Raw genomic sequence first — 21605 nt, 5'->3', positions numbered from 1 at the left:
ATCAACGAAGATGGTCATTATGCTTTAGTTTACATTCGCATACCAGTGCCTACGCTGCTTGAATCTGACTCTGCCGCTGCAGGGTCAGGGTTACGACCGCCCCGCCTCCCGCGCGATCGTCAAGCTCCAGCGAACCATGATGGTCTTCCATGATCTTTTTGACAATAGCCAGACCGAGTCCGGTTCCCTTGCTGCGCGTGGTGACATAAGGCTCGGTCAAACGATGCCGGTCTTCGATCGGCAAGCCACGGCCATTGTCCGCAACCGTAATTCTTGCTTTGTCCTGGTCGGCGTCGAGCTTCAAGATGACATGTCCGGTCTGCTGTGCCGCGTTTTCCGACGCCATGCGGCTTTCCACCGCCTCGGTCGCGTTCTTGAGAATATTGGTGAGCGCCTGCGCGATCTGGCGGCCGTCGCATACCGCGATAACCGGCTCCGCGGGCAAATCCTGCTCGAAAACGATGTCGGAGCGGCCTGTGTTATGCATGAACACGGCCTGGCGGCACAGCTGAACGATGTCATGCTCCATCAAGACCGGCGAAGGCATGCGGGCGAAAGCGGAGAATTCGTCCACCATGCGTCCGATATCGTCGACCTGCCGCACGATGGTATCGGTGCAGGCTATGAAAAGTCTCGGGATCGGATTTGATTTCATGCAGATACCGCCGCCGCAAGCGTTCCGCCGAAAGTTGAATGGGAGTCAATGGATTCTTGATTTCGTGCGCGATGCGGCGCGCCACGTCGGCCCCAGGCCGCCTTGCGCTGTGCCGATAACAGATCGGAGACGTCGTCGAAGGTGACCACGAAACTCCGGGTTTCATTGCCAACGATATCGGCGGCAATGCGCACCAGCAGGGTTCGCGTCGGCTGTCCTTCGCGCCGCACTTCGATTTGTCCTTCAGCCTGTCTCGCGCCCGGAGGGAGCTTGTCCAAAATCTCCTCAAGCTCGGGTATGACATCCGTCAGTTGATGGCCAAGGACGGCGTCCTGCCGGAACTGGAATAAATCCCTGGCGGCGTTGTTGATAAGGGTGACGCTTTGCCGAGCGTCGATCCCGATAACTCCGGCCGGAACCGCCGCCAGAATGGCCTCGGTAAAGCGCCGCCGGTGATCGAGCAGGCGGTTCGCCTCGATCAATTCATTGCGCTGGCTTTCGATCTGGCTGGTCATGCGGTTAAAAGACCGGCCAAGAGCGCCAAGCTCGTTATCCGTATCGGTATCCTGCTCGCTGACGCGGGCGGTCAAGTCTCCGGCCCGCACGCGCTCCGCCGCGCTGATCAAGCTGCCGATCGGACGTACCAGCTGCCCGGCGAAATTAAGCCCGAACCACACCGCGACCAGCAGCAGCAATACCGCGACAATGATGAAGGCCAGCGTGATGACGATTTCGATCCGGGTTCGCCTCGCCTCCAGCTCCTTATACTCCATCACTGCGCCCTGGGTGGTCGCCATATGGCCGAGCACCTTCGGCTCGACCAGCCTGCCGACGAAAAGATACGCGTCGATGAAATTATCCAGCCGCAGCAACGCCCGCACCCTGGCGTCGCCGTCGCTGACCCGCAGGACGACTTCGCCTTTTTTAGCGCGCTCGAGCATATCGTCCGTGATCGGCTCCAGGCTCAAGGAAAAAACTAAGCCCCGACCGCGCCAGAATTTTTCCCGATCCGTCGAAAACGATGGCCTCGGTCAATGAGCGCACCGACGCCTGCGCCGCCACCAGCTGGGCAAACAGCACGCGGTCTTCGCTGACGCGAAAGGCTTCTCGGTTAATGTCGCTGGCCATGGCGAGCGCGTCGGCGCGCAAGACCTGCTGATGTTCCTTAAGATACGCCTGGGCGACTTCCAGGGATTCATTGACGGCGGTCCGAACCCGGTCGGTGAACCATGCCTGGACGCCGAAATAAAAGAAGGCTCCGGCGAAGACGGCGACAATGATGGAAGGCGTAACCGCGAGCAGCGTAAAGACGCTGACCATCTTGACGTGAAGCCGCGATCCCGCCTGATTGCGCTGCCGCGTCACGAAAATCTTGACGAGCCGGTGCGCGATAAGCGCCGCGAGCAGCAGCAGCAGCACCAGATCGAGCAGCAGCAGCGCCGTCAGATTGGCGCGGTCGCCCGTCAATAACGGCGCTTCCGTCATCGCGGCATAGGTGGCGATGCCCGCGATGGCGGCGGCAATCGTCAAGGCAATCGCCAGCCGCGCGCGCAGCCGCACGCGCCTGGCCCATTCGCCGAAGCGCGCGAAGCCGCCGGATGTCGCGGTCACGGTATTCATTGGCTTTTCTCCCGCGGCAGCAAGTGGCGCAGCGTCGGATTATTGGCAATCAGCGCCGTGGCTCTTTCGATGATTTCGCGCTCGTCGTCCCTTAACGGACGTCCCCGCTTCACCTTGATGCCCCGCAGGCGGATTTTTTTCCGCAGCGTGTTGCGGTTGATGCCGAGAAGAAGCGCGGCCTTGACCTGATTGCCCTGGCAGGCTTGCAGCGTCAGCGTCAGCAGCGGGCGTTCTAGTTCCTGGAGGATGCGGTCATACAGGCCGGCGCTCGGCAGGATTCCTTCATGCGCGGCGAAATAATCGCGCAGGTGATGTTCGATCATGGCCGAGAGGCCGGATTGGGCCTTGTTTGCCGACATATCGTTCATGCCGCCACCGCCGGTACGGATAACAGTCCGTCGTAAAATTCTTCGATCATGCGCCGCACGGCCGACGGCTCTTCCACCCGGTTGACCTGCGCCCGGAAAGCCGCCGATTCAGGCAGCCCCTTGCTGTACCAGCCGATATGCTTGCGCGCGATCTTGATGCCCGCATGGACGCCGTAATGCGACAGCATCGCCTCCATATGCTCCAGCATCAGCCTCAATTGCTGCGTCAGGGAGGGCGGCGGGGGCGCCTCGCCGGTGCGCAGGAAATCGATGGCCTGCCGCACGAACCACGGACGGCCATAGGTGCCGCGCCCAATCATGACTCCGTCGGCCCCGGATTGCTCCAGCGCCATGGTCACGTCGGCGAAATCCAGGATATCGCCGTTGGCGATCACCGGGATTTTGACCGCGTCTTTGACATGGCGGATGAATTTCCAGTCGGCCTGCCCCTCATAGAACTGGCAGCGCGTGCGGCCATGGATGGTCAGCATCTTGATGCCGCATTCTTCGGCGATCCGGGCAAGGTTCGGCGCGTTCAGATTCTGGTGATCCCAGCCCATGCGCATTTTAAGCGTGACCGGAATTTTGACCGCCTTGACGGTCGCTTCCAGGATACGCGCCGCATGAATCTCGTCGCGCATCAGCGAAGAGCCGGCATGGCCGTTGACGACCTTTTTCACCGGGCAGCCGAAATTGATGTCGATGATATTGACGCCCCGGTCTTCGTTCATCTTGGCGGCTTCCGCCATGACGCCCGGCTCGCATCCCGCCAATTGCAGGGCGATGGGATATTCGTCGGGGGTGTGGTCGGCCATATGCAGGGTTTTGCGGTTTTCGCGCACCATGGCCTCGCTGGCGATCATTTCCGACACGACCAGCCCCGCGCCGAAACGCTTCACCAGGCGGCGGAACGGCATATCGCTGACGCCCGACATCGGTGCGAGGAAAACCGGCTCCGCTATTTCCAGATCGCCGATTTTAATCGGCTTGAGCAAAATTTTATCTGACATGTGAAACTGTTAGGTCCGCTCTGCATAAAATTTATGCATAGGATATACCAGTTTCCAACTCTCTCCACAAACAAAAAGCCCGGCCATCACTGGCCGGGCTTTAAGATTGTTAGAGCTTGATAAGCTCCAGCTTACCAGGGCATCTCGACGGGGCCAAGCGCATAGTCGCTGAACTTATAATTCACAGCGAAGTAGACCGAGTGCTCGACGTCGTGTTCGCGGACGCGCTCGACAAATGCATGGGTGTTAGCCCGCACCATGTCGAACTTGCTGGTGCCGTAGTCACGATAGTCGTATCCGGCCGCAACCGACGTCTTCGGGCACAGCGCATACTCAAACCCGCCGCCGGCCGTATAGCCGAACAGGTTGCGGTGATGGCTGGTTTCGTTAAACGCTTCCGCGCCGGGGAAAGACACGAAGCTTTCCGCTCCCGCCATCGTGACGCCACCCCTGACATAAGGCAGGATATTGCCGATATAGGGCACATTCTCGAAAGCATAACCAGCGCGAACCGTGGCATCGCCTACGCCATACAGCTTCGTCCGGCAACGGGCGGAAGGATTAGGGCATACGCTTTCGCCCGACCAATCAACCCATGAACCAGCGCCTTCAACGCCGAGAACGATGTTGTTGGCGAATTGATAGCTGTAGCCAACATGGCCGCCGATATGCGCGCCGTTTATGCCATGGCTGGCCGTCGACCCGGCATCGATGAACGTCCAATCTGAGTCACCCCAACCATAACCGCCATGCGCACCGACATAGAAACCAGTATAGCGCGGCTTAGGCGCTTCTGCAGGAGCAGGAGCAAAACCATCGCCGGGCACTGGGGCAACGGCGACAACCGGCGGCTTGGTCTTCTTGTGCTTCTTGGCCTTTTTAGCAGGCGCAGTCGCGGTAGGGGTCGCGGCAGCGGCCTTTACCGATACGGGAGCCACGGCTACGGCAATACCGCATACGATGGCCGCGATCAGGAATTTCGAGTTTTTCATGGTTTTGCCCTTGGAGGTTGGACGATGGCGGGAGATAAGGAATCCAGATGAAGTCTTATGACCCGTCTTTTATATCGAGGCAACCAGAAAAACAATTTGGTTAATCGCCTTAGGAACAAGCTGGGTGAGCGTTGTTCCCGTGCAACACTATAGGGCAGGCATGCTCAAAAATTAACCTTGGTAAATTCATGAAATACCTTTTCTGTTGTGCGCGGCGCAAAACTCTAATAAACGCTGCGCATGAGTAAAATTATGGCTTTGATTGTCGCCGCGGGAAGCGGCGAACGGTTCGGCGGCGCTATTCCCAAGCAATATATGGACATGGCGGGACAGCCGATTCTGCGGCGTAGCGTGCTGGCTTTCCTGCAACATCCCGATATCAGCGGCGTCATGGTGGCGATCAGCCCCCAGCATCGTACTTTGTACGACAAAGCCGTCGGCGACCTCGGCCTGCCGGACCCGGTGCCGGGCGGCAATACTCGCCAGCAGAGCGTGCTGAACGGGCTGGAAGCGCTGGCCGCCGATCCGCCGGACAATATCCTGATTCACGACGCCGCCCGCCCGCTGATCGACGCGGCAACCATCAGCGCCGTCTGCACGGCGCTTAAGAACAACCAGGGCGCCATCGCGGCCAAGCCTTTGGTGGATACCTTGAAGCGCGGCACGGGCGCCGTCATCACCGATACCATCGACCGTACCAGCCTGTGGCAGGCGCATACGCCGCAAGGATTTCATTATCCGGCGATCCTGGCCGCGCATCGCGCGTCCCGGGGCGCATCGCTGACCGATGACGCCGCCGTGGCCGAGAAAGCGGGCATTCCGGTGATGCTGGTGCCTTCCAATCCCGACAACATGAAAATCACCAATCCTGACGATCTGGGCCGCGCCGCGCGCCTTTTGGGGGAACAAATGGACGATATACGAACCGGCTTCGGCTATGACGTTCACGCGCTCATTCCCGGCGAGTTCGTTAATCTCTGCGGCGTGAAGATTCCGCACACGAAGATGCTGGAAGGCCATTCCGATGCCGACGTTGCGCTCCACGCCGTATGCGACGCCCTGTTCGGCGCGCTCGGCGACGGCGATATCGGTTCGCACTTTCCCAATACCGATCCGCAGTGGAAAGGCAAGGACAGCTCGCATTTCGTGCATTACGCCGCCAATCTGGTGCGCAAGCGCGGCGGCACCATCGCGCATCTGGACGTGACGATTCTGGCCGAGCAGCCCAAGATCGGCCCGCATCGCGAAGCCATGCGGGCCAAGCTCGCCGAAATGCTGGAGATCGACCTGTCGCGCGTGGCGGTGAAAGCCACCACCACCGAAAGGCTCGGCTTCACCGGCCGCGAGGAGGGCATCGTCGCGCAGGCGGTCGCGACCGTGAGATTGCCGCATGTTTAAAAGGCCGCGGCGTTAACCGTCATCCGTCGCCGACATGAAAGTATTGTGGCGCTTGCCGCCTTCACGATCTGCGGATATTTTGCAAAATCGCTCGAGTGTATTTTTGATTGATTAGCCTTGGAATTTTTATGCAGCCGACCACAACAATATCCCATGCCGATTATGGAGCGCGATATATTTCGCGGAACCTGGCCGAGCAAGAAAATTATCCATCGCGTGAGGGCTGGCTGACTTCGGCTCAGCAGCGCGCCTTCGCCCCCGATCCGCGGCTTAGCCCTTTCTCTATCAATATATGGGCCGTAGAGACTGCCTATAATCTCAAAGCGTTGCATCCCTTTCGCGATGCCGCGGCGATTGTTACGGCGCAGGCTATCGCCGGCACGAACCGCCTGTCTGCCGGACAGCTCATACAGATCGAGAAATCTATTCCCCTGACGGCCGATTTTCTTGAACGAGATTATAAGAAGCATGCTGATCGTTACGTCGCTATAGGCCTTGCCTTTGCCCAAGACCAGCCTAGCCCAAATTTTGTCAGAGAAGCGCATTGGCATCGGGATTATGACTGCCCCTATTCCTCCCTCGACCCATATGCGGGGTCACCTCCATGGCGGTTATGGTCGACCCGTTTCGGCATCGGCATGAAAATGATCAAGAACCGGCATATGCGTCCGGATCTTCTGGAAAATCTCAAAGAGAAACATAAACTGCCGCCGGAACGCTACACAGCCTGGGAGCATGAAGTCGTTAATGCCGGAATGCTTTTTACGACGGCCTCCAATGAAGTGGTGTCGTTCAAAGGCGGCAAAGACGGCACGGATCATTGCTCTATCCGCCCATCCCAGCAAATTCTGTCCAGCTTTATTCGCGTTGGCGTGCGGCCCATTCTGTAAACAGAAGATAGGGCGTGACGGCAAGAGTTTGACGCTTTAAAATGTGCCCCCATGCCATTGCCTATCGTCGCCGCATCGGGAGAAGTTTCGCAGCCGGGCGATTTCAACGCCTATATTCGCGACGGCGCGCTGGTTTTGCCCGAGGATATTGCGCTCGCCCTTGCCGCCCGCCGCATAACGACAGCCGAACGATTTGTTGAATTCGCCTTCAATTGCCCGGGCAGTCTGGCGGCTGCCCTCCAATGGCGTTTAAGCGATGTCGCCCGCGCCCGCCCCGATCTGATCACCGCGCTTCAAGGCCATATCGACGAGCGGAAATTGACGCTCGACGAGCCTTTACTGCGCGGCTTCGGCCCGCCGATCGCCCCCCTGTCCACGCGCCCGCCGCCCCGCCCCCCGCTTCGCGTCTCTCATGCCGCTCCATTTCGCCGGAAGATCGTGCCGACATAAAGCGTAACTAAATTAACCACGAAAGTAATTAAACTAAGTCGCTTAACCGGTTTATCATGTTATTAAATGAGCCTTGATAAACTGGCTCTCATTCATGGAAGTTATTATGCCGCAAGCCAACGATACATACAGTTTCAAGGGCCAGGAAGGCCAATACGACGCACACAGGCCGCGTTGGCCTGAACAATTTGCTCTCCACAGCTTATTCAAGGCTGGAATCGCGCGCCTGGATAACAAATGGGTCAATACGCTGACAGGCGGCCCTCCCATCGTCGCCAGCATCGGCGCGGGCTCCGGGTCAGATGCCGCCGTTTTCAAGGCGCTCGGTTGCAAGGTTTATGTTGTCGAGCCGAATGCCGAGCTTCTCGAAAAGGCCAAGAAAAATTTGGCAGAAATTCCGCAAGGAGAAGCGATTTTCCTTTCCGGTAACGCCATGGACACCGGCATTCCGGAAAAAGTCGATCTAGTCGTCGCCGCACAAGCTTTGCACACGATGAAGGGACAATTTTCGGACAAATATCGTCCAGCGGGTTCGGAAGAAACGAACGCCGAAGAAGTGGCGCGCGCCCATTGGCAGGCCTTGCTGCCAGACGATGCGCGCCCGCGTGTTTCCGTCTGGTATTACAATCCCGATCCACACATGGAAATAACGCGCGACCTGCATGACGTGTTGCTGCAGAATTGCCCGAAATACGCCGCGAGCAAAACGCCGCTGCTGAATGCCGAATATTTCGCTCCCAATCATTTCCAGCCATGGATGTCCGCCGAAGACATGCGAGTTTCAGATATACTGCCGGTTCAGACTTCTCAGCTTGCACGGCATGAAGTGGGAAGCTGGCTGGGCAGCTATTCCTTCAAACCCGCCGATCCGGCGGAATTCGCTCAAGCCGTGACCGCTCTCCAGGAACAGTGGTTCGATAAGCACAGCAAGGACGGCATCATCGCCTTGCCTTACGTCGGCGCGGTTTTCCAGGCTCCTTTGCGACCCGATCCTTTCCCGATGCAGAACATCAACGCGCCGATCGCCCTGCGGTCGCCTTTGGAATATGACGCCGAAACCGGCGCATCGCCATCACGGCCCATGCTTCGCCCATCTACCGTCTTGCATAAGGTGCATACGAACGGCTAGAAACGTTCGTATGCACCTTACCCTTCCCAAATGGCACGATCTGCACGCCCATTTTCGCCAAGGCGAGATTGTGCCTGCGCTGATTCAGGATCACCTCAAGATGGGCTGCGCGGGAATTCTCGCGATGCCGAATACCAAACCTCCGGTCGCCAAGGTCTTCGCCGCCGATCCCCTGCCCTGCTGGAGCATCGAGGAATACCTCGCGCAGTTGTTGAGCGTGGGCGGCGAAGCTTTTGAAAATATGATCGTTCCGCTTTATCTGACCCAGGACACGACTCCGGCGATGATCGAGGCGGGAGCCAAGAGCGGCATCCTGAAAGCCTGTAAATACTACCCGCCGCACGGCACTACCGGCTCCGAGCATGGCCGTCCCTTCACTACCTTCATCGACAACGGCGTCTTCGCGGCGATGGAAGCGACAGGTGTCGTTCTCTGCGTCCATGGCGAGGAACATGGATTGCCCGGCGAGGATTATTTTTCGCGCTCGACCAATGCCGAGGAATTATTCTACCGCGAGCGTATGCCGCGCGCCGCCGACAAATTTTCCAAGCTGAAAATCGTCTGCGAGCATGTCACGACCAAAGTCGCCGCCGATTTCGTCGCGAAGGCCGGAGACAATATCGCCGCCAGCGTGACGCCGCAGCATTTGATCTATACTGTCGGCCATCTGGTTCAGGGATTGAAATATCATCTGTTCTGCATGCCGCTGGTGAAGTTCGCCGACGACCGCGATGCTTTGCGTGCCGCCGTCATTTCGTCCGGCAACAGGAAATTCTTCGCCGGAACCGACAGCGCGCCTCACGCGAAAAAGGTCACGCCCTGCGGCTGCGCGGCGGGATGCTATACCGGCGGCATCGCGCCGCAATTATATGCCGAAGCGTTCGAGATGGCGGGCGCGGATTTCAACGCCACCGCTACGCAAGAGGCGTTCAAGAATTTCCTGTGCTTCAACGGCCCGGCTTTTTACGGCTTCGCGCCTTCCAAGGAAACTTTCACGCTGACGAAAACCGAGCAGAAAGTCGGCAAACTGAAAACACCGGCAGGCGATATCGTTCCCCTGCCGCTCGGCATGAAATCCGACGACGCCGAAGGGCCTGTGACGATGGCATGGAGCATCGCATGATGGAGATGATCTTGCATGCTCTCCATCTCCTGCCACCGGAGACGGCGCATAAGGCGACAATCCTGGCGCTCAAATGCGGACTGGGATCGACCGCGCCGCCGGATGACCCGTCGCTTGCCGTTACGCTGTTCGGCAAACGCTTTTCCAATCCCATCGGCCTCGCGGCGGGAGCGGAAAAAAAAGCCGAAGCGCTCAAGGGCTGGACGAAAATGGGCTTCGGCTTTGTCGAAGCCGGTACGGTCACGCTTTACCCGCGCGAAGGCAACCCGACGCCGCGCGTCTGGCGTCTCGGCGATGGCGGAAGTCTTATTAATTGGATGGGGCTTCCCGGCGACGGGCTTGCGCCTTTCGTTGAAAACCTGCGCGCCTTTTCCGAAACGCCCGAGCGCGAAAGACTTATACTCGGCGTGAGCATCGGTTCGCCCGAAGGCAATCTTGATGATTTCAAAACCGTCGCCGAAGCCTGCGCGCCACTGGCCGATTACCTGACGCTGAACGCTTCATGCCCCAATGTCGCGCATGAAGCCGGACATGCGATCGAGGCCATAGCGAAACAGATAACGGCGGTTTGCGAAGCGGCGGCTCCCTGCCCCGTCCTGCTCAAACTAGGGCCGACAAACGATGGCGCGGTTTTAACGGAAATGGTCGAAGCGGCGAAAGCGGCGGGGGCCGTCGGCATCGTGGCGACCAACACCGTTCCCCATGACAAGAAGCATCTGCTGCGCGCCGATACGAAATGGCCCGAACATGGCGGCAAGCCGGTGGGCGGATATAGCGGGCCGGGCTTGCTGGAGACGACATGCTGGATGGTCGCCGAAATCCGGCGCATCCTCGGCCCCGACGCGCCGATCATGGGCTGCGGCGGCATCCAGAGCGGCGCGGACGCGCTGCGGGTGCTGAAGGCGGGAGCGAACGTCGTTCAGCTTTATACCGGCCTGACCTATCAAGGCCCGGGGCTGCTGGATGAGATCAAGAGATGTTTAAGAAATTAGGCGGTCAATCCGTCACGATTTTCGGATTTTCGACGCCCAGCTGCGCGAGTTTTTGCAGCAGGCTGTCCGCCTTGGCGGCACTCTCGACTGCCAGCCTGACCCGGTAATATTCCACGCCGTTGATCAGGCATTGGTTGACCGTAGCCTGGCCGAATTTCGTCAATTGCATTTTTAGCTTGTTGGCGTTTTCCTCGCGCTTGAACGCACCCGCCTGAACATAGAGGCGCGATGCGGTTCTCGCCGGAGCGCCCATGGGACGAACGGTGGGCGGCAGAACGGCAGCATTTGCCGCCATGCGGACGACGGGCGGCAATGATACCGGCGGCGGCGCCTTTTCAGGCACTGCCACAGGCGCAGGCAGCTGGCTAACGGTCACATGCTCGCTCACGCGCCCGACCGGAGCCGCCGGAACGGCAGGAGCCGCATAGGAAGAAACCGACGTGGAACTCGCATACATGCGCCCCGCCGCGCTCGCGCCGTAATGCTTGGCGGCCTCGGCGATGGCCATGCTCTCGTCACGCAGAACCTGCACCCGCACCCTGGCGGTGCCTTGTTGGGCGAAGCCCAGCAATTCCGCCGAGCGGCGGCTGACATCGATCAGCCGCTTGCCCGAAAACGGGCCGCGATCATTGATCCTGACCACGATTGATTTTCCGTTTTCAAGATTGGTAATCCGCGCCAGACTCGGCATCGGCAAGGTGGGATGCGCCGCAGTCAGTTCATTGCTGTCGAAACGGTCGCCGTTCGCGGTGCGGCCATGATGAAATCCCGGCCCGTACCATGAGGCAAGGCCGGTTTTGTCATAACTGAAATCTTCCTTGGGATAATATTGGACGCCGTTGATCGTGTACGGGTCGCCGACTTTATAGACTGGCGCGGCGGTGATCGGCGCTTCGGAATCCTTGCCGCCGAAAAAGCTTCCGCAGCCGGCAAGCAATCCCAGCATAACTAGCAGTGACAGATTCTTATATATGGATGTGGACATGGCCTATGGCTCGATTCGATCCGCTAGCAGCCCGACTGTCGTCGCAAAATAGGTAGAACGATTCCATCGCATCAGGGTTTTGAAATTGTTACCCGCCAGATAGCTTGGACCTTTGGGACCGTCCGGCTGCACCAAGGAATACATGGTTGCCGAGTCGGCGTCCAGAATCTCTCCATGTATACTCTTAAACCCTAATTTTTTCCAAACCGTTAACGGCTGAGCCTGCGTGAGGCCGACAAGGCGCGGCGCGACGGCGCGCGGCGGCTTGACCGCCATGCCCCATTCCTGCCCCGCTTTCCATCCCTCCGCCTGCAAATAGCGCGCCATGGAAGCGAAGATATCGGGCAGGCTGTTCCATATGTCGCGCTTGCCGTCTCCGTCGCCATCGACGGCGTAGCGCAAATACGTCGAAGGCATGAACTGGCATTGCCCCATCGCTCCGGCCCAGGAACCGCTCAGAACATCCGGGCCGACATGCTCGCTGTCGAGGATGCGCAGCGCATCGAGCAGTTCTCCGCGAAAGAAATCGGCACGCCGGCCTTCATAGGCTAATGTCGAGAGGGATTGCAGAACCGAGAAATTTCCCGGACTGACGCCAAAGCTCGATTCGATCCCCCAAAGCGCGACGATATATTTTCCCGGCACGCCATAACGCTCTTCAATTTTATCCAGACGCGCTTCATGCTCCGCCAGCAGTCTTTTGCCCCGCCTTATGCGATCAGCGGACATGACCTTGGGGAGATATTCGGCGAAAGTGATTTTGTGCTCGGGCTGTTTCTGGTCGAGCTCGATAACGTCAGCATCGGGCGCAAGGCCGTTAAGCGCCGAAAGAGCGCGCGCACTTATGCCCGCCTGCGTGGCGTCCTGGCGGAAATCGCGCATCCATGCATCGAAATCGACAGCATGGGCGGGGACGCTCCACAAGATAAGACAGAGGGCGAGATATTTTTTTATCATCGCGGCCCCGGAAACAGTTCGTCGCTGCGTCCGGTCAGCCAGTAGCCCGCCATGCCTATCGTTTCGCGCATGACCGCGTTCAGGCCGTTTATGTTTCCCACGAAGCTGATGCGGATCAGCGATCCGATGCTGCCTGTCGTATTATAATCGACCGGGTAGGGAATGACGTTCCAGCCTTGCTTGCGGAAGGTTCCGACCGCACGCGGCATATGCCATGCGCTGGTAACCAGAATCCACGGCTCTTTCTTTTTGTCGCCGACCAGGACGCCGCTATTCACCGCGTTTTCGTATGTCGTCCGGGAACTGTTTTCATAAATCACCTCGCGCCGCAGCCCCATGTCCTGCAGCGTGGCGCGGGCGATATCGGCCTGGCGCAAATCGTTATTCTTGTCCTTCGCGCGGCTCGAGGAACCTCCGGCGAAAACCAGCGTCGCATCGGGATATTTCTCGGCCAGAAGCTTGAAATGCAGCAGGCGGCTCATCGTGCCATTGCCGCCTTTATCGATTCCGCGCAGCGCGGCGACTTCTTCGCGCTCGCCGCCGCCGAGAACGATGATCCCGGCCACCTGCGGCGGCAATTGCGGCTGCGGAAAGCGATTTTCCAGCATCGTGACGCCCCAGACACCGAAGGGAATAGCGGCGATGACGACGCCCGCCCCCACGCCAACCGCGACCAAAAAGCGTCCCGCTTTCCGCCATGAATCTTTGGGCGCGAACAGCAGCGCCGCGCCGACGGCCAGCCAAGCGAGAAGAATATGTCCAGGCGAGGCCAGAAACCCCACCCATTTGCCGATCCGGTATATCAGCTCCGCCATTTCAGCACCGTTTCGGGAACCGGGTTGACGAAGGCGCGCTCGTCGGACAAAGCGCGGACATATTCGTTCTTCAGTTGGTAGTACCAGCGCGCCTGCGTGTCGGAATCGCGGATCAGCATGAGGTTCTGCTCATAGCGCAGTCCCTCCTGCTGCTTGATCACGACGCCGCGATCTTGGCCGAGAAAGCGGCGCACGAAGACGCGCAGCGCGGGCTTGAGCATGCTGAGAACCGGCCAGTTCCAATAGATGCTGTGCGTGATTGCCGTGCGCTGCGCGTCGATCGGCGTGACCGTGGTCAGGTTCACGACGCGCGTCGCGCCCGCCGCGATATGCTCGATGCGCACGCCGGGCAGCATGAAGCGGATTTCCGTCTCTGGCGCGCCGCCGAGAATTTTATAGGCGAAGGAATTTGAGGATGGCTTGTGCCGCCGCATGGCGAAACCGAGATATTCCGGGCCGAACGCCTTGGCCTTTTCGTGGATCGAGCGCCGCGAGCGCCACCACCAGGATTGATGCACGAACGGGCCGTGCGCCGGGTCCATCAGGCCGATAACGGCATGATCGATGAAGCAGGGAAATTCCATCGTCTCGGTCAGTTGCGGCCCGGCGGAAAAATCGGGGATTTGCGGGATATCGGGCAACTGTTGCGGCGCTTTGGTTTGCGGCTCCGTCATGTAAATCCAGATATTGCCGGAGGCTTCGCGCACCGGATAGCTGCGGACGGCGATATTGCCCGGCTCGATATTCTCATGGCCGGTCAGCGCCGGGATGCATGTGCAGCGCCCCGCTCCGTCGAACGTCCAGCCGTGATAGCAGCATTCCACCTGCTGTCCGTCGAACTTGCCGTAAGACAAGGGAATGCCGCGATGCGGGCAGACGTCGCGCAACGCGAAAACCTGCCCGTCATTCTTGCGGCAGAATATGACCGGCTCGCCGAGCAGCAGCTTGGAAACCATACCTCCCGGCTTCAGCGCCGCGGAAGGCAGCGCATGATACCAGATATTGCGAAGGAAGAATTGTTCGTGGGCCATCAATCGCCTATAGTGTGCCTCAAAGTCATACTCCAGCTTGCTTTAATGGACAATCTCTCACCGCGCACCCAGGGGCTTATCGCCATTAACATAGCGGCCGTTGTTTTCGGCAGCGCCGCCCTGTATGGCAAGCTCGACATATCGCCTTTCTGGATCGTAGGCTTGCGTGCCGGATTTGCGGCTCTGGCGCTATCCGTTTTCGGGTATTTCAAGAAAGAGAGCATCGGCGTTTCTTCCCGCGACCAATGGCCTCCCCTGCTTATCACTGGGTCTATTCTAGCCGTTCACTGGCTGATGTTCTTCGCCTCCGTGCAAATTTCCGGGGTCGCCGTCGCCACTTTGACATTTGCCGCGTTCCCTTTATTTACGGTCGTGATAGAGACGTTTTTTGAGCGGCGAAGACCGCGTTGGGCCGAAATCGTAGCGGCTTCGGCAATTATCTTTGCCGTTAGCTTGCTGGTTAAACCCGCGAATGACAATGGCAATCTGCTGGGAATCGGCGCCGGAATTGCTTCCGCCGTTACTTTCGCATGGTTCGGCTATGCCAGCAAAAATTTGGCGAAAGCCTTGTCGCCACGGCGTATTTCTCTGCTGCAAAACGCCGTTGTCTTTGTTCTGTCGGCGCCATGCCTTTTCTTCGCCGCGCCGCAGCCGAGCCATGCGGCGGAGTGGCTATGGCTGATCTTGCTGGGCGTGGTCACAACGGCGCTTATGCACCAGCTCTATTTCTATGCTCTGAAACGGCTGTCCGCGAGCACATGCAGCGGTTTCGTGGCCCTGGAGCCTGTGTATGCGATCCTGTTCGCGGCCATGATCTTCCAGGAACCGCTAACGCCGTGGGTTGGCGCGAGCGCCCTGCTCATTGTCGGCGCTTCCTTCGTGCTCCTCAAAATGGAGCCTGCCGCAGCCGCGTAAGCCCTATCCCATTCCAAGCACGGATTGATAAAGCTCCAGCAATTCGGTTTGCTCGATCCGTTTCTGGTCTTCCATTTTCCGCAGGCGGACGACCTGGCGCATGATCTTGGGATCGAAGCCGGTGCTTTTCGCTTCGGCATAAACGTCGCGAAGATCGGCAAGCAGGGCTGCCTTATCTTCTTCGAGTTTCTCGATGCGTTTGACGAAAGATTTGAGGCGGTCGGCGGAAAAATTGCCGCTGGCTTCAGGCATGTCAGTCTCCGAAATAGAGGGTGTGCCGGTAATTAAGCACAAACGCCATTCCGGGGAAAGCTATTTGCCTTTGGCCATGTCTTTCCGGCCGTCGGCGCGATATTCGGCATAGAGCGCCGCCAGATCGGTCGCCGCGACGCGGATCGCCTGATAGCTGGCTTCCAGCAGGCCATACTGATCGACCGGCTTGTGAAAGCCCGCGATGCCGGAGCCGCGTTCGGTGGTGAAACGATCCTGGAGCGAACCGCCGAAAGGAACCCCCGCTTCGCTGCGCAGCCAATCGACGCTGATGATGGCGCCGTCATTGCGAACCAGCGCCGCCGTTCCGTCAAAGGTGGCATAGCGCGAGCCGCCGGTCGCGCCCATGAGCATGTAGCCCTCCTTGCGCGCCGAAAGCACCAGGTTGCCATCGATCAAAAGATAGGCGTCGGCTCCCATGTCGCGGGTGATTTCTCCGATCGCCATGCGGGCCGCGTCGGACATGAAGCGGTTGTCCATCGTGCCGCCCTTCCCGGTATAGCGCGGCAGAGTCATGCGATAATTGACGCCGATTTCCGGAAAAATCCGCGTATTCGGGCTGGTGATCTGGTCGACCGGATCGCGCGATTCATAGAACGTGGTCATGTCATCGACTTTACCGATCAGGCGGTTCGACGATGCCCGGAGACGGCGCGCCTCGGCCTGCACATCATCCTCGCCGCGAGTCTTGACCATGAACTCAGGCCGGTTGTGGAGATAGGCAAGCTCGTACTCCAGATTGTTGTCGTTGTAGATCATGCCGCTGTTGCTGACGGCAATGACATTGAATCCTTGATTGGTGAGCGCGTTTGTCAGTTCATATTCGTATTTGCTGAGAACGCCGATCAGTTCGCCGCGATGGCCGGTGAACAAAGGCGAGGCGAGGCTCGGACGGGTGCTGATTGTCGCGATGGCGATGGTGCGAACGGGCGCCATCAGCCTCGGGCGCGCATCCAGCGCTTCATGGCTTTGAGTCGCGCAAGACGCGACGAATACAGCAATCGCTGCGAGCGCCAGAAACCGGGCAACAGGTCGCGTAACAGCCGTCATGCGGAGATTCCTCTTTCGATATGATTCTTACGCCATGGCAAAGAGATAGCCATAGGACGGATGGCTTGACAAGGGCAAAACCGGGCGAGCCGGAAAGCGCGTTGCGCGGCAAGGTTGCCGCCGAAAAAAGTTTTTGCGGATGGGCAAATTAACCAATCGAATCACTATTACTTTCGGCGTTTGTCCCTTATAGAAATAGTGGAAGATTTCGGAATTATTGGTTAGGTCATTTATCCAAACTGTTTTGCTGACGGGTTGCCATGACGGAAAGCGCTCTGGATTTAAGGCGAGATTATTTAAGACCGGAATATTTGCGAGTAGTTCCATCGACGCCCATAGACAGGGCGCCTGGAACGAGCACCCGGCTTATTGCCGGAGACCTGACAATCGAAGCCGAAAATTCATACGATATCACCAATCGACAAGGCGACTTTATCCTTTGGCATTTTGTCGATACGCTTAAATTTCCCGTCGATGCGACATTTCCTTGTACTACGTATCTCGATGATAACGATCTAAGCATCTTCGGCAGTCATGCCACGCTTCGCGCCCGGAATGGCGCCTCCACCCAAAAGGGCGTCGTATTTCCGACCATCTTCAGCACCAAGCGGCGCATTCCGGAATTGCAGGCAGTCAGCGACGAGCTTACGAGCAGAATCCATGGCAATCTGGCGCATCCTTTGACAATTCGTCGGGAGCTCGAAAGAGCGATCCAAGTCCCAGGATACGAAAGACTCCGAGAGGTCAGGGAAGAGCATTTTCCTGAAGCAATCCGCGAAGAACTGCGCGGCGCGATGGGTAGCGAGAATTTAAGCCGCCTTATCGCCACGCCTAAGACCGCCACGTTTTCCAATAAGCCGCGCCAGTTCATCGATACATACTGGAATTCGGAGACCGGTTTGCCTGAGGCGAAGCCAACCAAGGAAATGCAAGAATCTCAGGCATATGTATGTCTGGAAATCTGCATCGATAAAAAAACCAAGTTTCTTGAAGCCTTGCCGGGCGCCGACATAAAAGCCTTATTCGCTCTCCAGAACTTTGACACTACGGGCGTAAAGTATCGCGGCAAGCGCACGACTGTCGAATTTGAACTCCGACATAAGCTTTCCGGCAAGAATATCGATGATTCCATGGTGATCGAAGCTGCCGCCGGCCTCGAAATCATGCTGCGGAAATTATTGGACAGCCGGTGGGCTCCAAACGGCAGAGAAGAAAAAGAATTAAGGGACAAGGAAGGCAGGACAATGCCTCTTGCCATCAGCAAAGGTGCCGCAAGCTACGGCGTTCTTCCTGTATGCAGACCAGGCGGCACCTTATATCATAAATATCAGACGGCGCTCCCGTTCGCGCCATGACAGAAGTCCCCCTTTAGCCCCTTGCGCGAACCGGAATTGGCGCTCTATATGGGATATTCACCCATAGAGCATCGAGTCTGCTGTCATGCCCTTCATTTCCCGCGATCCTGTCACTAAAGTCATCATCAGAGCGACGACCAGGGAGGTGCCCGGCACGGAATTCGTGCCGCATAGCCATCCCGAACTCATGGCGTTCATGCAGGCGCGCGGCGTCGATCTCAAGCAGGTCGACGAGGCGCTCAGCGAACTGCGCCGCACCGACATGGACATGTCGCGCGCGGTCGAAGACGTGATCACCGCCCTGTTGAGAAAAAACATCCTGAAAATGGGCGACCTGCCCAAAGCGGTTCAGGATCGTATCGCGCTCCGCGTCAAAATGCGCGTCCAGATCGCCGAAGCCTATGATCGGGCGACATCGTCGGGCAGGCCGATTTAGATTGGCTTCAGGCTGCCGACCGCTTCCATATATTCCTTATGCAGTCTTTCCACCAGGGAAGAGACACTCGGTATGTCGGTGATCGCGCCGACCCCCTGCCCCGCCGACCAGATATCACGCCAGGCCTTGTGCTCGTTCATGAGATCAAGTTTGGGAAGATGAGCGATATCCGACGGATTGATACCTGCCGCCTCCAGGCTGGGCCGCAGGAAATTGCCGAACACGCCCGAAACGGCGGGCGTGCCTACGATATCCTTCATGCCGCAATCCAGGATCATCTGCTTATGAGCCGCGCTGGCCCGGCTTTCCGCCGTAGCCATGAAGCGCGTACCCATATAGGCGAAATCCGCGCCCAGAGCCCGCGCCGCCGCTATACCGCGCCCGTCAGTGATGCCTCCCGATAGAATGATCATGCCTTTGAACATGCGCCGTATCGTCGCGACGAAGGCGAACGGATTCAAGGTTCCGGCATGGCCTCCGGCTCCAGCGCAGACGAGTATCAGGCCGTCGACGCCCGCCGCGATGGCTTTCTCGGCATGATGCTCCGAGATGACGTCGTGAAGAACCATGCCGCCGTAGCTATGCACCGCTTCCACGACTTCGTTGGCCGCGCCGAGCGACGTGATGACGATGGGAACTTTGTGGCGAATGCAGACCTGTAAATCATCCGGGGTGCGCGGCACGGATTTGTGAACGATCAGATTGACCGCGTAACTGCCGAGCTGCGGCAAACTGTTATTAATCGTTCGCAGCCATTGCTCGAATTCATCCGTCGTGCGCGCGTTAAGGGCGGGAAATGCGCCGATAATGCCCGCCTGAGAAGCGGCGATGACAAGCTCCGGCCCGGACACGAGAAACATGGGCGCCGCGATGACCGGCAAGCGCAAATGCTGAAAAGAAACCAGGCTCATTTCCGTTTCTCCGGCTATTCCGCGATCTCAGGCCATGGCGGTTTTTGGCCATAGCCACCAGTCTCTGACGAACAGCAACTTGCGGATCGGGGTCTTGACAACGACCAGCAGCAACGCAATCGAAAGCAGGCACCAGACCGCCGGCTGCTCATTATGATCGGAACTTAGAAGTCCCGCCAGAGTCGGCCCGAACATCAGATGGTAAACCGTAAAGCGCCATGATCCGTATAGCAAGGGCAGCAGGAATCCGGCGATCATATAGCCGGAAAAGCCGCTCCTGATCATGGGAATTCCCGTCTCCATCAAGGAATTGCCGATGCCGTTAAGAGGCACGGACCAGCCGATATGCCAGGTGCCGCTGATCGAGCAAAGACTTTTACCGCACATCACTCTCCTGGGATCGCATTGGCCGGCCCAGTCGAAGGGATAAAGCTGGATCAAGGTATAGATGGAGGTTGCGAAGCATATGAAATAAACCGGCAGCTGGATTTTTTTCGCCACTTTATCGTTGATGAAATACATCGAGGCGGCGTTGATGAAAAAAGGCTGGAACGCGATGTGGAGATAGCCCAGCAGGGTCGATATCTGATTGGAGGGCAGGCTGCATTGGTTGATGACGGTATAGGTATATGCCTGCAAGGCTTCCATCAGCGAGAAATAGCCGAGGCTCACCCACAGGACTTCCGGCTCTTTTTTATAGACAGCATACGCCGTGCTGGACAGCCCCACCACGGCAAGGGCTGCGGAGGCTTCGCCTGACCAGCACATTTTTTGTACCTGAAAACAACCCAGCCTGATCGGCTGCGGCTGCATACTGGAGCGATTCTATGGCGGGAACAACCAATTAATTGGACGTCCCGCCCTGCTGTCCTAAACCGAACCGGGCGCGAGCTTGATCTTGATGCCGTCGAGCTTGCTGGTGAAGATAAGCTGGCAAGAGAGGCGCGAATCCTGGGTAACTTCAAACGCGCCATCGAGCATGCCGATTTCTTCTTCGTTCGCTTCGGGCAGTTTGTCTTTCCACTCCGGATCGACATAGACATGGCAGGTCGCGCAAGCGCATGACCCGCCGCATTGCGCCAGGATCGGCAATCCGCCTTCGCGAATGATCTCCATGATGCTCCACTCTTCGACGGCGTGCATGTCCTGGGTCTTGCCTTCAGTATCGGTAACGACGATTTTCATACTCTTAAACTCCGCGCTTAAGCTGCAGCTTCGGCGACGCCGAGCTTGGTCTGCAAGTCGCTGCTGCTGGTGGTGTACTGGAAGCGGTAGCGCCGGTCGGGATGGATGTAAGAAAAGGCTTTCTTCGCCATCAGCGCCGCTTCGTGGAATCCGGACAAGATCAATTTCATCTTGCCGGGATAGGTATTGATGTCGCCGATCGCAAAAATGCGCGGGACATTGGTTTCATAGCTTGCCGTCTCGACCGGGATCAGATTTTCGTGAAGATTGATGCCGAAATTCGCCACCGGCCCCAGCTTCATCGTCAGGCCGTAGAAAGCCAGCATCGTATCGCAGGCATGGTCATAGGCCGCGCCACCGTCTTCTTTCATGATCACGGCGCTCAATTGGCCTTCGTCGCCTTTAAGATCGAGGATTTGCGCGATCTTCAATTGCAACCTTCCGTCGGCCACCAGCGCGCGCATCTTCGCCACGCTATCCGGCGCGGCGCGGAAATCGTCGCGGCGATGCACCAGCGTGATCGATTTCGCCAAAGGCTGCAGGCTGAGCGTCCAGTCGAGCGCGCTGTCGCCACCGCCGGCGATGACGATGTCCTTATCCTTGAAATGCTCCATCTTGCGAACGGCGTAGAAGACGGATTTCGTCTCATAAGCGTCGATATTCTTGATCGGCGGCTTTTTGGGAACGAAGCTGCCGCCTCCCGCCGCCAGCACGACGATGCTCGCTTCGATAATCGTGCCGCGATCGGTCGTCAGACGCCATTTGCCGTCTTCGGTCTGCTGCAGGCTTTCGGCCATCTGCCCGAAATGAAAGACCGGATTGAACGGCGCGGCCTGTTCCATCAGGCGATCCGTCAGTTCCTGTCCGGTGCAAATCGGAACGGCCGGAATGTCATAGATCGGCTTTTCAGGATAAAGCTCGGCGCATTGGCCGCCGGGCTTGTCGAGAATATCGACCAGATGGCATTTGATGTCGTTCAGGCCGAGCTCGAATACCGAGAACAGGCCGACCGGGCCTGCACCGATGATGACGGCGTCCGTCGTATGAATCTGCGTTTGTTCCATAATC

Annotated in this window: 25 protein-coding genes and 1 pseudogene; 9 read left to right on the top strand and 17 right to left on the bottom strand. The window is 58.1% G+C overall.

Annotated features, from left to right (window positions below; genetic code table 11):
* Positions 1 to 49: 49 nt before the first annotated feature.
* From WDO70_10300 to WDO70_10275, 6 genes and pseudogenes are all read right to left on the bottom strand, one after another.
* Positions 50 to 655, bottom strand: a complete 606-nt coding sequence (locus WDO70_10300; GenBank protein MEJ0063560.1) for an ATP-binding protein — start codon at positions 653 to 655, stop codon at positions 50 to 52.
* Positions 652 to 1623 carry a HAMP domain-containing protein gene (locus WDO70_10295; GenBank protein MEJ0063559.1) on the bottom strand — a complete coding sequence of 324 codons (972 nt, stop codon included), beginning with the start codon at positions 1621 to 1623 and terminating at the stop codon, positions 652 to 654. Before WDO70_10295 ends, WDO70_10300 begins: the two co-directional genes overlap by 4 nt.
* A complete protein-coding gene (locus WDO70_10290) occupies positions 1580 to 2275 on the bottom strand; it encodes a hypothetical protein (protein ID MEJ0063558.1) in 696 nt (231 codons plus the stop codon). Before WDO70_10290 ends, WDO70_10295 begins: the two co-directional genes overlap by 44 nt.
* Before the next feature lie 101 nt (positions 2276 to 2376).
* Positions 2377 to 2610: pseudogene (locus tag WDO70_10285) on the bottom strand (helix-turn-helix domain-containing protein).
* 29 nt (positions 2611 to 2639) lie between these two features.
* Positions 2640 to 3653 carry a tRNA dihydrouridine synthase DusB gene (dusB, locus tag WDO70_10280; protein MEJ0063557.1) on the bottom strand — a complete coding sequence of 338 codons (1014 nt, stop codon included), beginning with the start codon at positions 3651 to 3653 and terminating at the stop codon, positions 2640 to 2642.
* A gap of 131 nt (positions 3654 to 3784) precedes the next feature.
* Positions 3785 to 4645: an outer membrane beta-barrel protein gene (locus WDO70_10275; protein ID MEJ0063556.1), complete on the bottom strand. Its 861-nt coding sequence runs from the start codon at positions 4643 to 4645 to the stop codon at positions 3785 to 3787.
* Between the two features lie 240 nt (positions 4646 to 4885).
* On the opposite strand from WDO70_10275, the gene WDO70_10270 reads away from it, so the two are divergent.
* The gene (locus WDO70_10270) at positions 4886 to 6043 is read left to right on the top strand and encodes a bifunctional 2-C-methyl-D-erythritol 4-phosphate cytidylyltransferase/2-C-methyl-D-erythritol 2,4-cyclodiphosphate synthase (protein MEJ0063555.1); all 1158 of its coding nucleotides are present in this window, start codon (positions 4886 to 4888) and stop codon (positions 6041 to 6043) included.
* Here the strand turns inward: WDO70_10270 and WDO70_10265 are convergent.
* On the bottom strand, positions 6040 to 6552 hold the full coding sequence (locus WDO70_10265; protein ID MEJ0063554.1) for a hypothetical protein: 513 nt from the start codon (positions 6550 to 6552) through the stop codon (positions 6040 to 6042). The two genes, WDO70_10270 and WDO70_10265, sit on opposite strands and share 4 nt — an antisense overlap.
* A gap of 129 nt (positions 6553 to 6681) precedes the next feature.
* On the opposite strand from WDO70_10265, the gene WDO70_10260 reads away from it, so the two are divergent.
* The 5 genes from WDO70_10260 to pyrD all read left to right on the top strand — a co-directional run bounded on the left by WDO70_10260 (position 6682) and on the right by pyrD (position 10627).
* The gene (locus WDO70_10260; protein ID MEJ0063553.1) at positions 6682 to 6933 is read left to right on the top strand and encodes a hypothetical protein; all 252 of its coding nucleotides are present in this window, start codon (positions 6682 to 6684) and stop codon (positions 6931 to 6933) included.
* Positions 6934 to 6984: 51 nt separating this feature from the next.
* Entirely contained in the window at positions 6985 to 7383 is a 399-nt protein-coding gene (locus WDO70_10255) for a hypothetical protein (GenBank protein ID MEJ0063552.1), read from the top strand.
* Positions 7384 to 7489: 106 nt separating this feature from the next.
* Positions 7490 to 8512 (top strand): methyltransferase domain-containing protein, encoded by a 1023-nt coding sequence (locus WDO70_10250; protein MEJ0063551.1) that lies wholly within the window; start codon positions 7490 to 7492, stop codon positions 8510 to 8512.
* A 70-nt stretch (positions 8513 to 8582) separates the two neighbouring features.
* Positions 8583 to 9635, top strand: coding sequence for a dihydroorotase (locus WDO70_10245; GenBank protein MEJ0063550.1), 1053 nt, complete (start codon positions 8583 to 8585; stop codon positions 9633 to 9635).
* The gene (gene pyrD / locus WDO70_10240; protein ID MEJ0063549.1) at positions 9632 to 10627 is read left to right on the top strand and encodes a dihydroorotate dehydrogenase (quinone); all 996 of its coding nucleotides are present in this window, start codon (positions 9632 to 9634) and stop codon (positions 10625 to 10627) included. The genes WDO70_10245 and pyrD overlap by 4 nt, the downstream gene beginning before the upstream one ends.
* Positions 10628 to 10631: 4 nt before the next feature.
* Here the strand turns inward: pyrD and WDO70_10235 are convergent, their stop codons facing one another.
* Genes WDO70_10235 through WDO70_10220 form a run of 4 tightly spaced genes read right to left on the bottom strand, consistent with a single transcriptional unit; the run spans position 10632 to position 14415 of the window.
* Complete coding sequence (locus tag WDO70_10235) at positions 10632 to 11612, bottom strand: septal ring lytic transglycosylase RlpA family protein (protein ID MEJ0063548.1); 981 nt, start codon at positions 11610 to 11612, stop codon at positions 10632 to 10634.
* A gap of 3 nt (positions 11613 to 11615) precedes the next feature.
* Positions 11616 to 12569 (bottom strand): lytic murein transglycosylase, encoded by a 954-nt coding sequence (locus WDO70_10230; protein MEJ0063547.1) that lies wholly within the window; start codon positions 12567 to 12569, stop codon positions 11616 to 11618.
* The gene (locus WDO70_10225; protein MEJ0063546.1) at positions 12566 to 13384 is read right to left on the bottom strand and encodes a YdcF family protein; all 819 of its coding nucleotides are present in this window, start codon (positions 13382 to 13384) and stop codon (positions 12566 to 12568) included. The genes WDO70_10230 and WDO70_10225 overlap by 4 nt, the downstream gene beginning before the upstream one ends.
* On the bottom strand, positions 13372 to 14415 hold the full coding sequence (locus WDO70_10220; protein ID MEJ0063545.1) for an aromatic ring-hydroxylating dioxygenase subunit alpha: 1044 nt from the start codon (positions 14413 to 14415) through the stop codon (positions 13372 to 13374). Before WDO70_10220 ends, WDO70_10225 begins: the two co-directional genes overlap by 13 nt.
* Between WDO70_10220 and WDO70_10215 the strand changes: the two genes are divergently transcribed.
* Positions 14374 to 15330, top strand: coding sequence for a DMT family transporter (locus WDO70_10215; protein MEJ0063544.1), 957 nt, complete (start codon positions 14374 to 14376; stop codon positions 15328 to 15330). The genes WDO70_10220 and WDO70_10215 overlap by 42 nt on opposite strands.
* A gap of 3 nt (positions 15331 to 15333) precedes the next feature.
* Here WDO70_10215 and WDO70_10210 read toward each other — a convergent pair whose 3' ends face one another.
* A complete protein-coding gene (locus WDO70_10210; GenBank protein ID MEJ0063543.1) occupies positions 15334 to 15582 on the bottom strand; it encodes a DUF2312 domain-containing protein in 249 nt (82 codons plus the stop codon).
* 60 nt (positions 15583 to 15642) lie between these two features.
* On the bottom strand, positions 15643 to 16650 hold the full coding sequence (locus WDO70_10205) for a hypothetical protein (GenBank protein MEJ0063542.1): 1008 nt from the start codon (positions 16648 to 16650) through the stop codon (positions 15643 to 15645).
* Positions 16651 to 16910: 260 nt separating this feature from the next.
* Here WDO70_10205 and WDO70_10200 point away from each other — a divergent pair, with 260 nt between their 5' ends.
* Positions 16911 to 18005 (top strand): hypothetical protein, encoded by a 1095-nt coding sequence (locus WDO70_10200; GenBank protein MEJ0063541.1) that lies wholly within the window; start codon positions 16911 to 16913, stop codon positions 18003 to 18005.
* 85 nt (positions 18006 to 18090) lie between these two features.
* Positions 18091 to 18441 carry a hypothetical protein gene (locus WDO70_10195; protein MEJ0063540.1) on the top strand — a complete coding sequence of 117 codons (351 nt, stop codon included), beginning with the start codon at positions 18091 to 18093 and terminating at the stop codon, positions 18439 to 18441.
* On the opposite strand, the gene WDO70_10190 is transcribed toward WDO70_10195, so the two are convergent.
* The 4 genes from WDO70_10190 to WDO70_10175 all read right to left on the bottom strand — a co-directional run bounded on the left by WDO70_10190 (position 18438) and on the right by WDO70_10175 (position 21601).
* Complete coding sequence (locus WDO70_10190) at positions 18438 to 19352, bottom strand: nitronate monooxygenase (protein MEJ0063539.1); 915 nt, start codon at positions 19350 to 19352, stop codon at positions 18438 to 18440. The genes WDO70_10195 and WDO70_10190 overlap by 4 nt on opposite strands.
* 27 nt (positions 19353 to 19379) lie before the next feature.
* The gene (locus WDO70_10185; protein ID MEJ0063538.1) at positions 19380 to 20120 is read right to left on the bottom strand and encodes a DUF5765 domain-containing protein; all 741 of its coding nucleotides are present in this window, start codon (positions 20118 to 20120) and stop codon (positions 19380 to 19382) included.
* A 102-nt stretch (positions 20121 to 20222) separates the two neighbouring features.
* Positions 20223 to 20537: a 2Fe-2S iron-sulfur cluster-binding protein gene (locus WDO70_10180; GenBank protein ID MEJ0063537.1), complete on the bottom strand. Its 315-nt coding sequence runs from the start codon at positions 20535 to 20537 to the stop codon at positions 20223 to 20225.
* 17 nt (positions 20538 to 20554) lie between these two features.
* A complete protein-coding gene (locus tag WDO70_10175) occupies positions 20555 to 21601 on the bottom strand; it encodes an NAD(P)/FAD-dependent oxidoreductase (protein ID MEJ0063536.1) in 1047 nt (348 codons plus the stop codon).
* Positions 21602 to 21605: the final 4 nt, after the last annotated feature.

This window comes from Alphaproteobacteria bacterium (assembly GCA_037200005.1).
GTDB lineage: Bacteria > Pseudomonadota > Alphaproteobacteria > UBA9219 > RFNS01 > JBBCGY01.
Note: the sequence above shows the minus strand (reverse complement) of the source record. Positions and strands in the feature narration are given on the sequence as shown.

What these genes read in the sequence shown, in the direction of transcription:
- WDO70_10235 (MEJ0063548.1), bottom strand. Translation starts at nt 11,612, where the DNA reads ATGTCCACATCCATATATAAGAATCTGTCACTGCTAGTTATGCTGGGA.
- WDO70_10185 (MEJ0063538.1), bottom strand. Translation starts at nt 20,120, where the DNA reads ATGTGCTGGTCAGGCGAAGCCTCCGCAGCCCTTGCCGTGGTGGGGCTG.
- WDO70_10205 (MEJ0063542.1), bottom strand. Translation starts at nt 16,650, where the DNA reads ATGACGGCTGTTACGCGACCTGTTGCCCGGTTTCTGGCGCTCGCAGCG.
- pyrD (MEJ0063549.1), top strand. Translation starts at nt 9,632, where the DNA reads ATGATGGAGATGATCTTGCATGCTCTCCATCTCCTGCCACCGGAGACG.
- WDO70_10230 (MEJ0063547.1), bottom strand. Translation starts at nt 12,569, where the DNA reads ATGATAAAAAAATATCTCGCCCTCTGTCTTATCTTGTGGAGCGTCCCC.
- WDO70_10260 (MEJ0063553.1), top strand. Translation starts at nt 6,682, where the DNA reads ATGAAAATGATCAAGAACCGGCATATGCGTCCGGATCTTCTGGAAAAT.
- WDO70_10175 (MEJ0063536.1), bottom strand. Translation starts at nt 21,601, where the DNA reads ATGGAACAAACGCAGATTCATACGACGGACGCCGTCATCATCGGTGCA.
- WDO70_10290 (MEJ0063558.1), bottom strand. Translation starts at nt 2,275, where the DNA reads ATGAATACCGTGACCGCGACATCCGGCGGCTTCGCGCGCTTCGGCGAA.
- WDO70_10225 (MEJ0063546.1), bottom strand. Translation starts at nt 13,384, where the DNA reads ATGGCGGAGCTGATATACCGGATCGGCAAATGGGTGGGGTTTCTGGCC.
- WDO70_10210 (MEJ0063543.1), bottom strand. Translation starts at nt 15,582, where the DNA reads ATGCCTGAAGCCAGCGGCAATTTTTCCGCCGACCGCCTCAAATCTTTC.
- WDO70_10200 (MEJ0063541.1), top strand. Translation starts at nt 16,911, where the DNA reads ATGACGGAAAGCGCTCTGGATTTAAGGCGAGATTATTTAAGACCGGAA.
- WDO70_10250 (MEJ0063551.1), top strand. Translation starts at nt 7,490, where the DNA reads ATGCCGCAAGCCAACGATACATACAGTTTCAAGGGCCAGGAAGGCCAA.
- WDO70_10300 (MEJ0063560.1), bottom strand. Translation starts at nt 655, where the DNA reads ATGAAATCAAATCCGATCCCGAGACTTTTCATAGCCTGCACCGATACC.
- WDO70_10215 (MEJ0063544.1), top strand. Translation starts at nt 14,374, where the DNA reads ATGATACCAGATATTGCGAAGGAAGAATTGTTCGTGGGCCATCAATCG.
- WDO70_10190 (MEJ0063539.1), bottom strand. Translation starts at nt 19,352, where the DNA reads ATGAGCCTGGTTTCTTTTCAGCATTTGCGCTTGCCGGTCATCGCGGCG.
- WDO70_10270 (MEJ0063555.1), top strand. Translation starts at nt 4,886, where the DNA reads ATGAGTAAAATTATGGCTTTGATTGTCGCCGCGGGAAGCGGCGAACGG.
- WDO70_10255 (MEJ0063552.1), top strand. Translation starts at nt 6,985, where the DNA reads ATGCCATTGCCTATCGTCGCCGCATCGGGAGAAGTTTCGCAGCCGGGC.
- WDO70_10220 (MEJ0063545.1), bottom strand. Translation starts at nt 14,415, where the DNA reads ATGGCCCACGAACAATTCTTCCTTCGCAATATCTGGTATCATGCGCTG.
- WDO70_10275 (MEJ0063556.1), bottom strand. Translation starts at nt 4,645, where the DNA reads ATGAAAAACTCGAAATTCCTGATCGCGGCCATCGTATGCGGTATTGCC.
- dusB (MEJ0063557.1), bottom strand. Translation starts at nt 3,653, where the DNA reads ATGTCAGATAAAATTTTGCTCAAGCCGATTAAAATCGGCGATCTGGAA.
- WDO70_10195 (MEJ0063540.1), top strand. Translation starts at nt 18,091, where the DNA reads ATGCCCTTCATTTCCCGCGATCCTGTCACTAAAGTCATCATCAGAGCG.
- WDO70_10180 (MEJ0063537.1), bottom strand. Translation starts at nt 20,537, where the DNA reads ATGAAAATCGTCGTTACCGATACTGAAGGCAAGACCCAGGACATGCAC.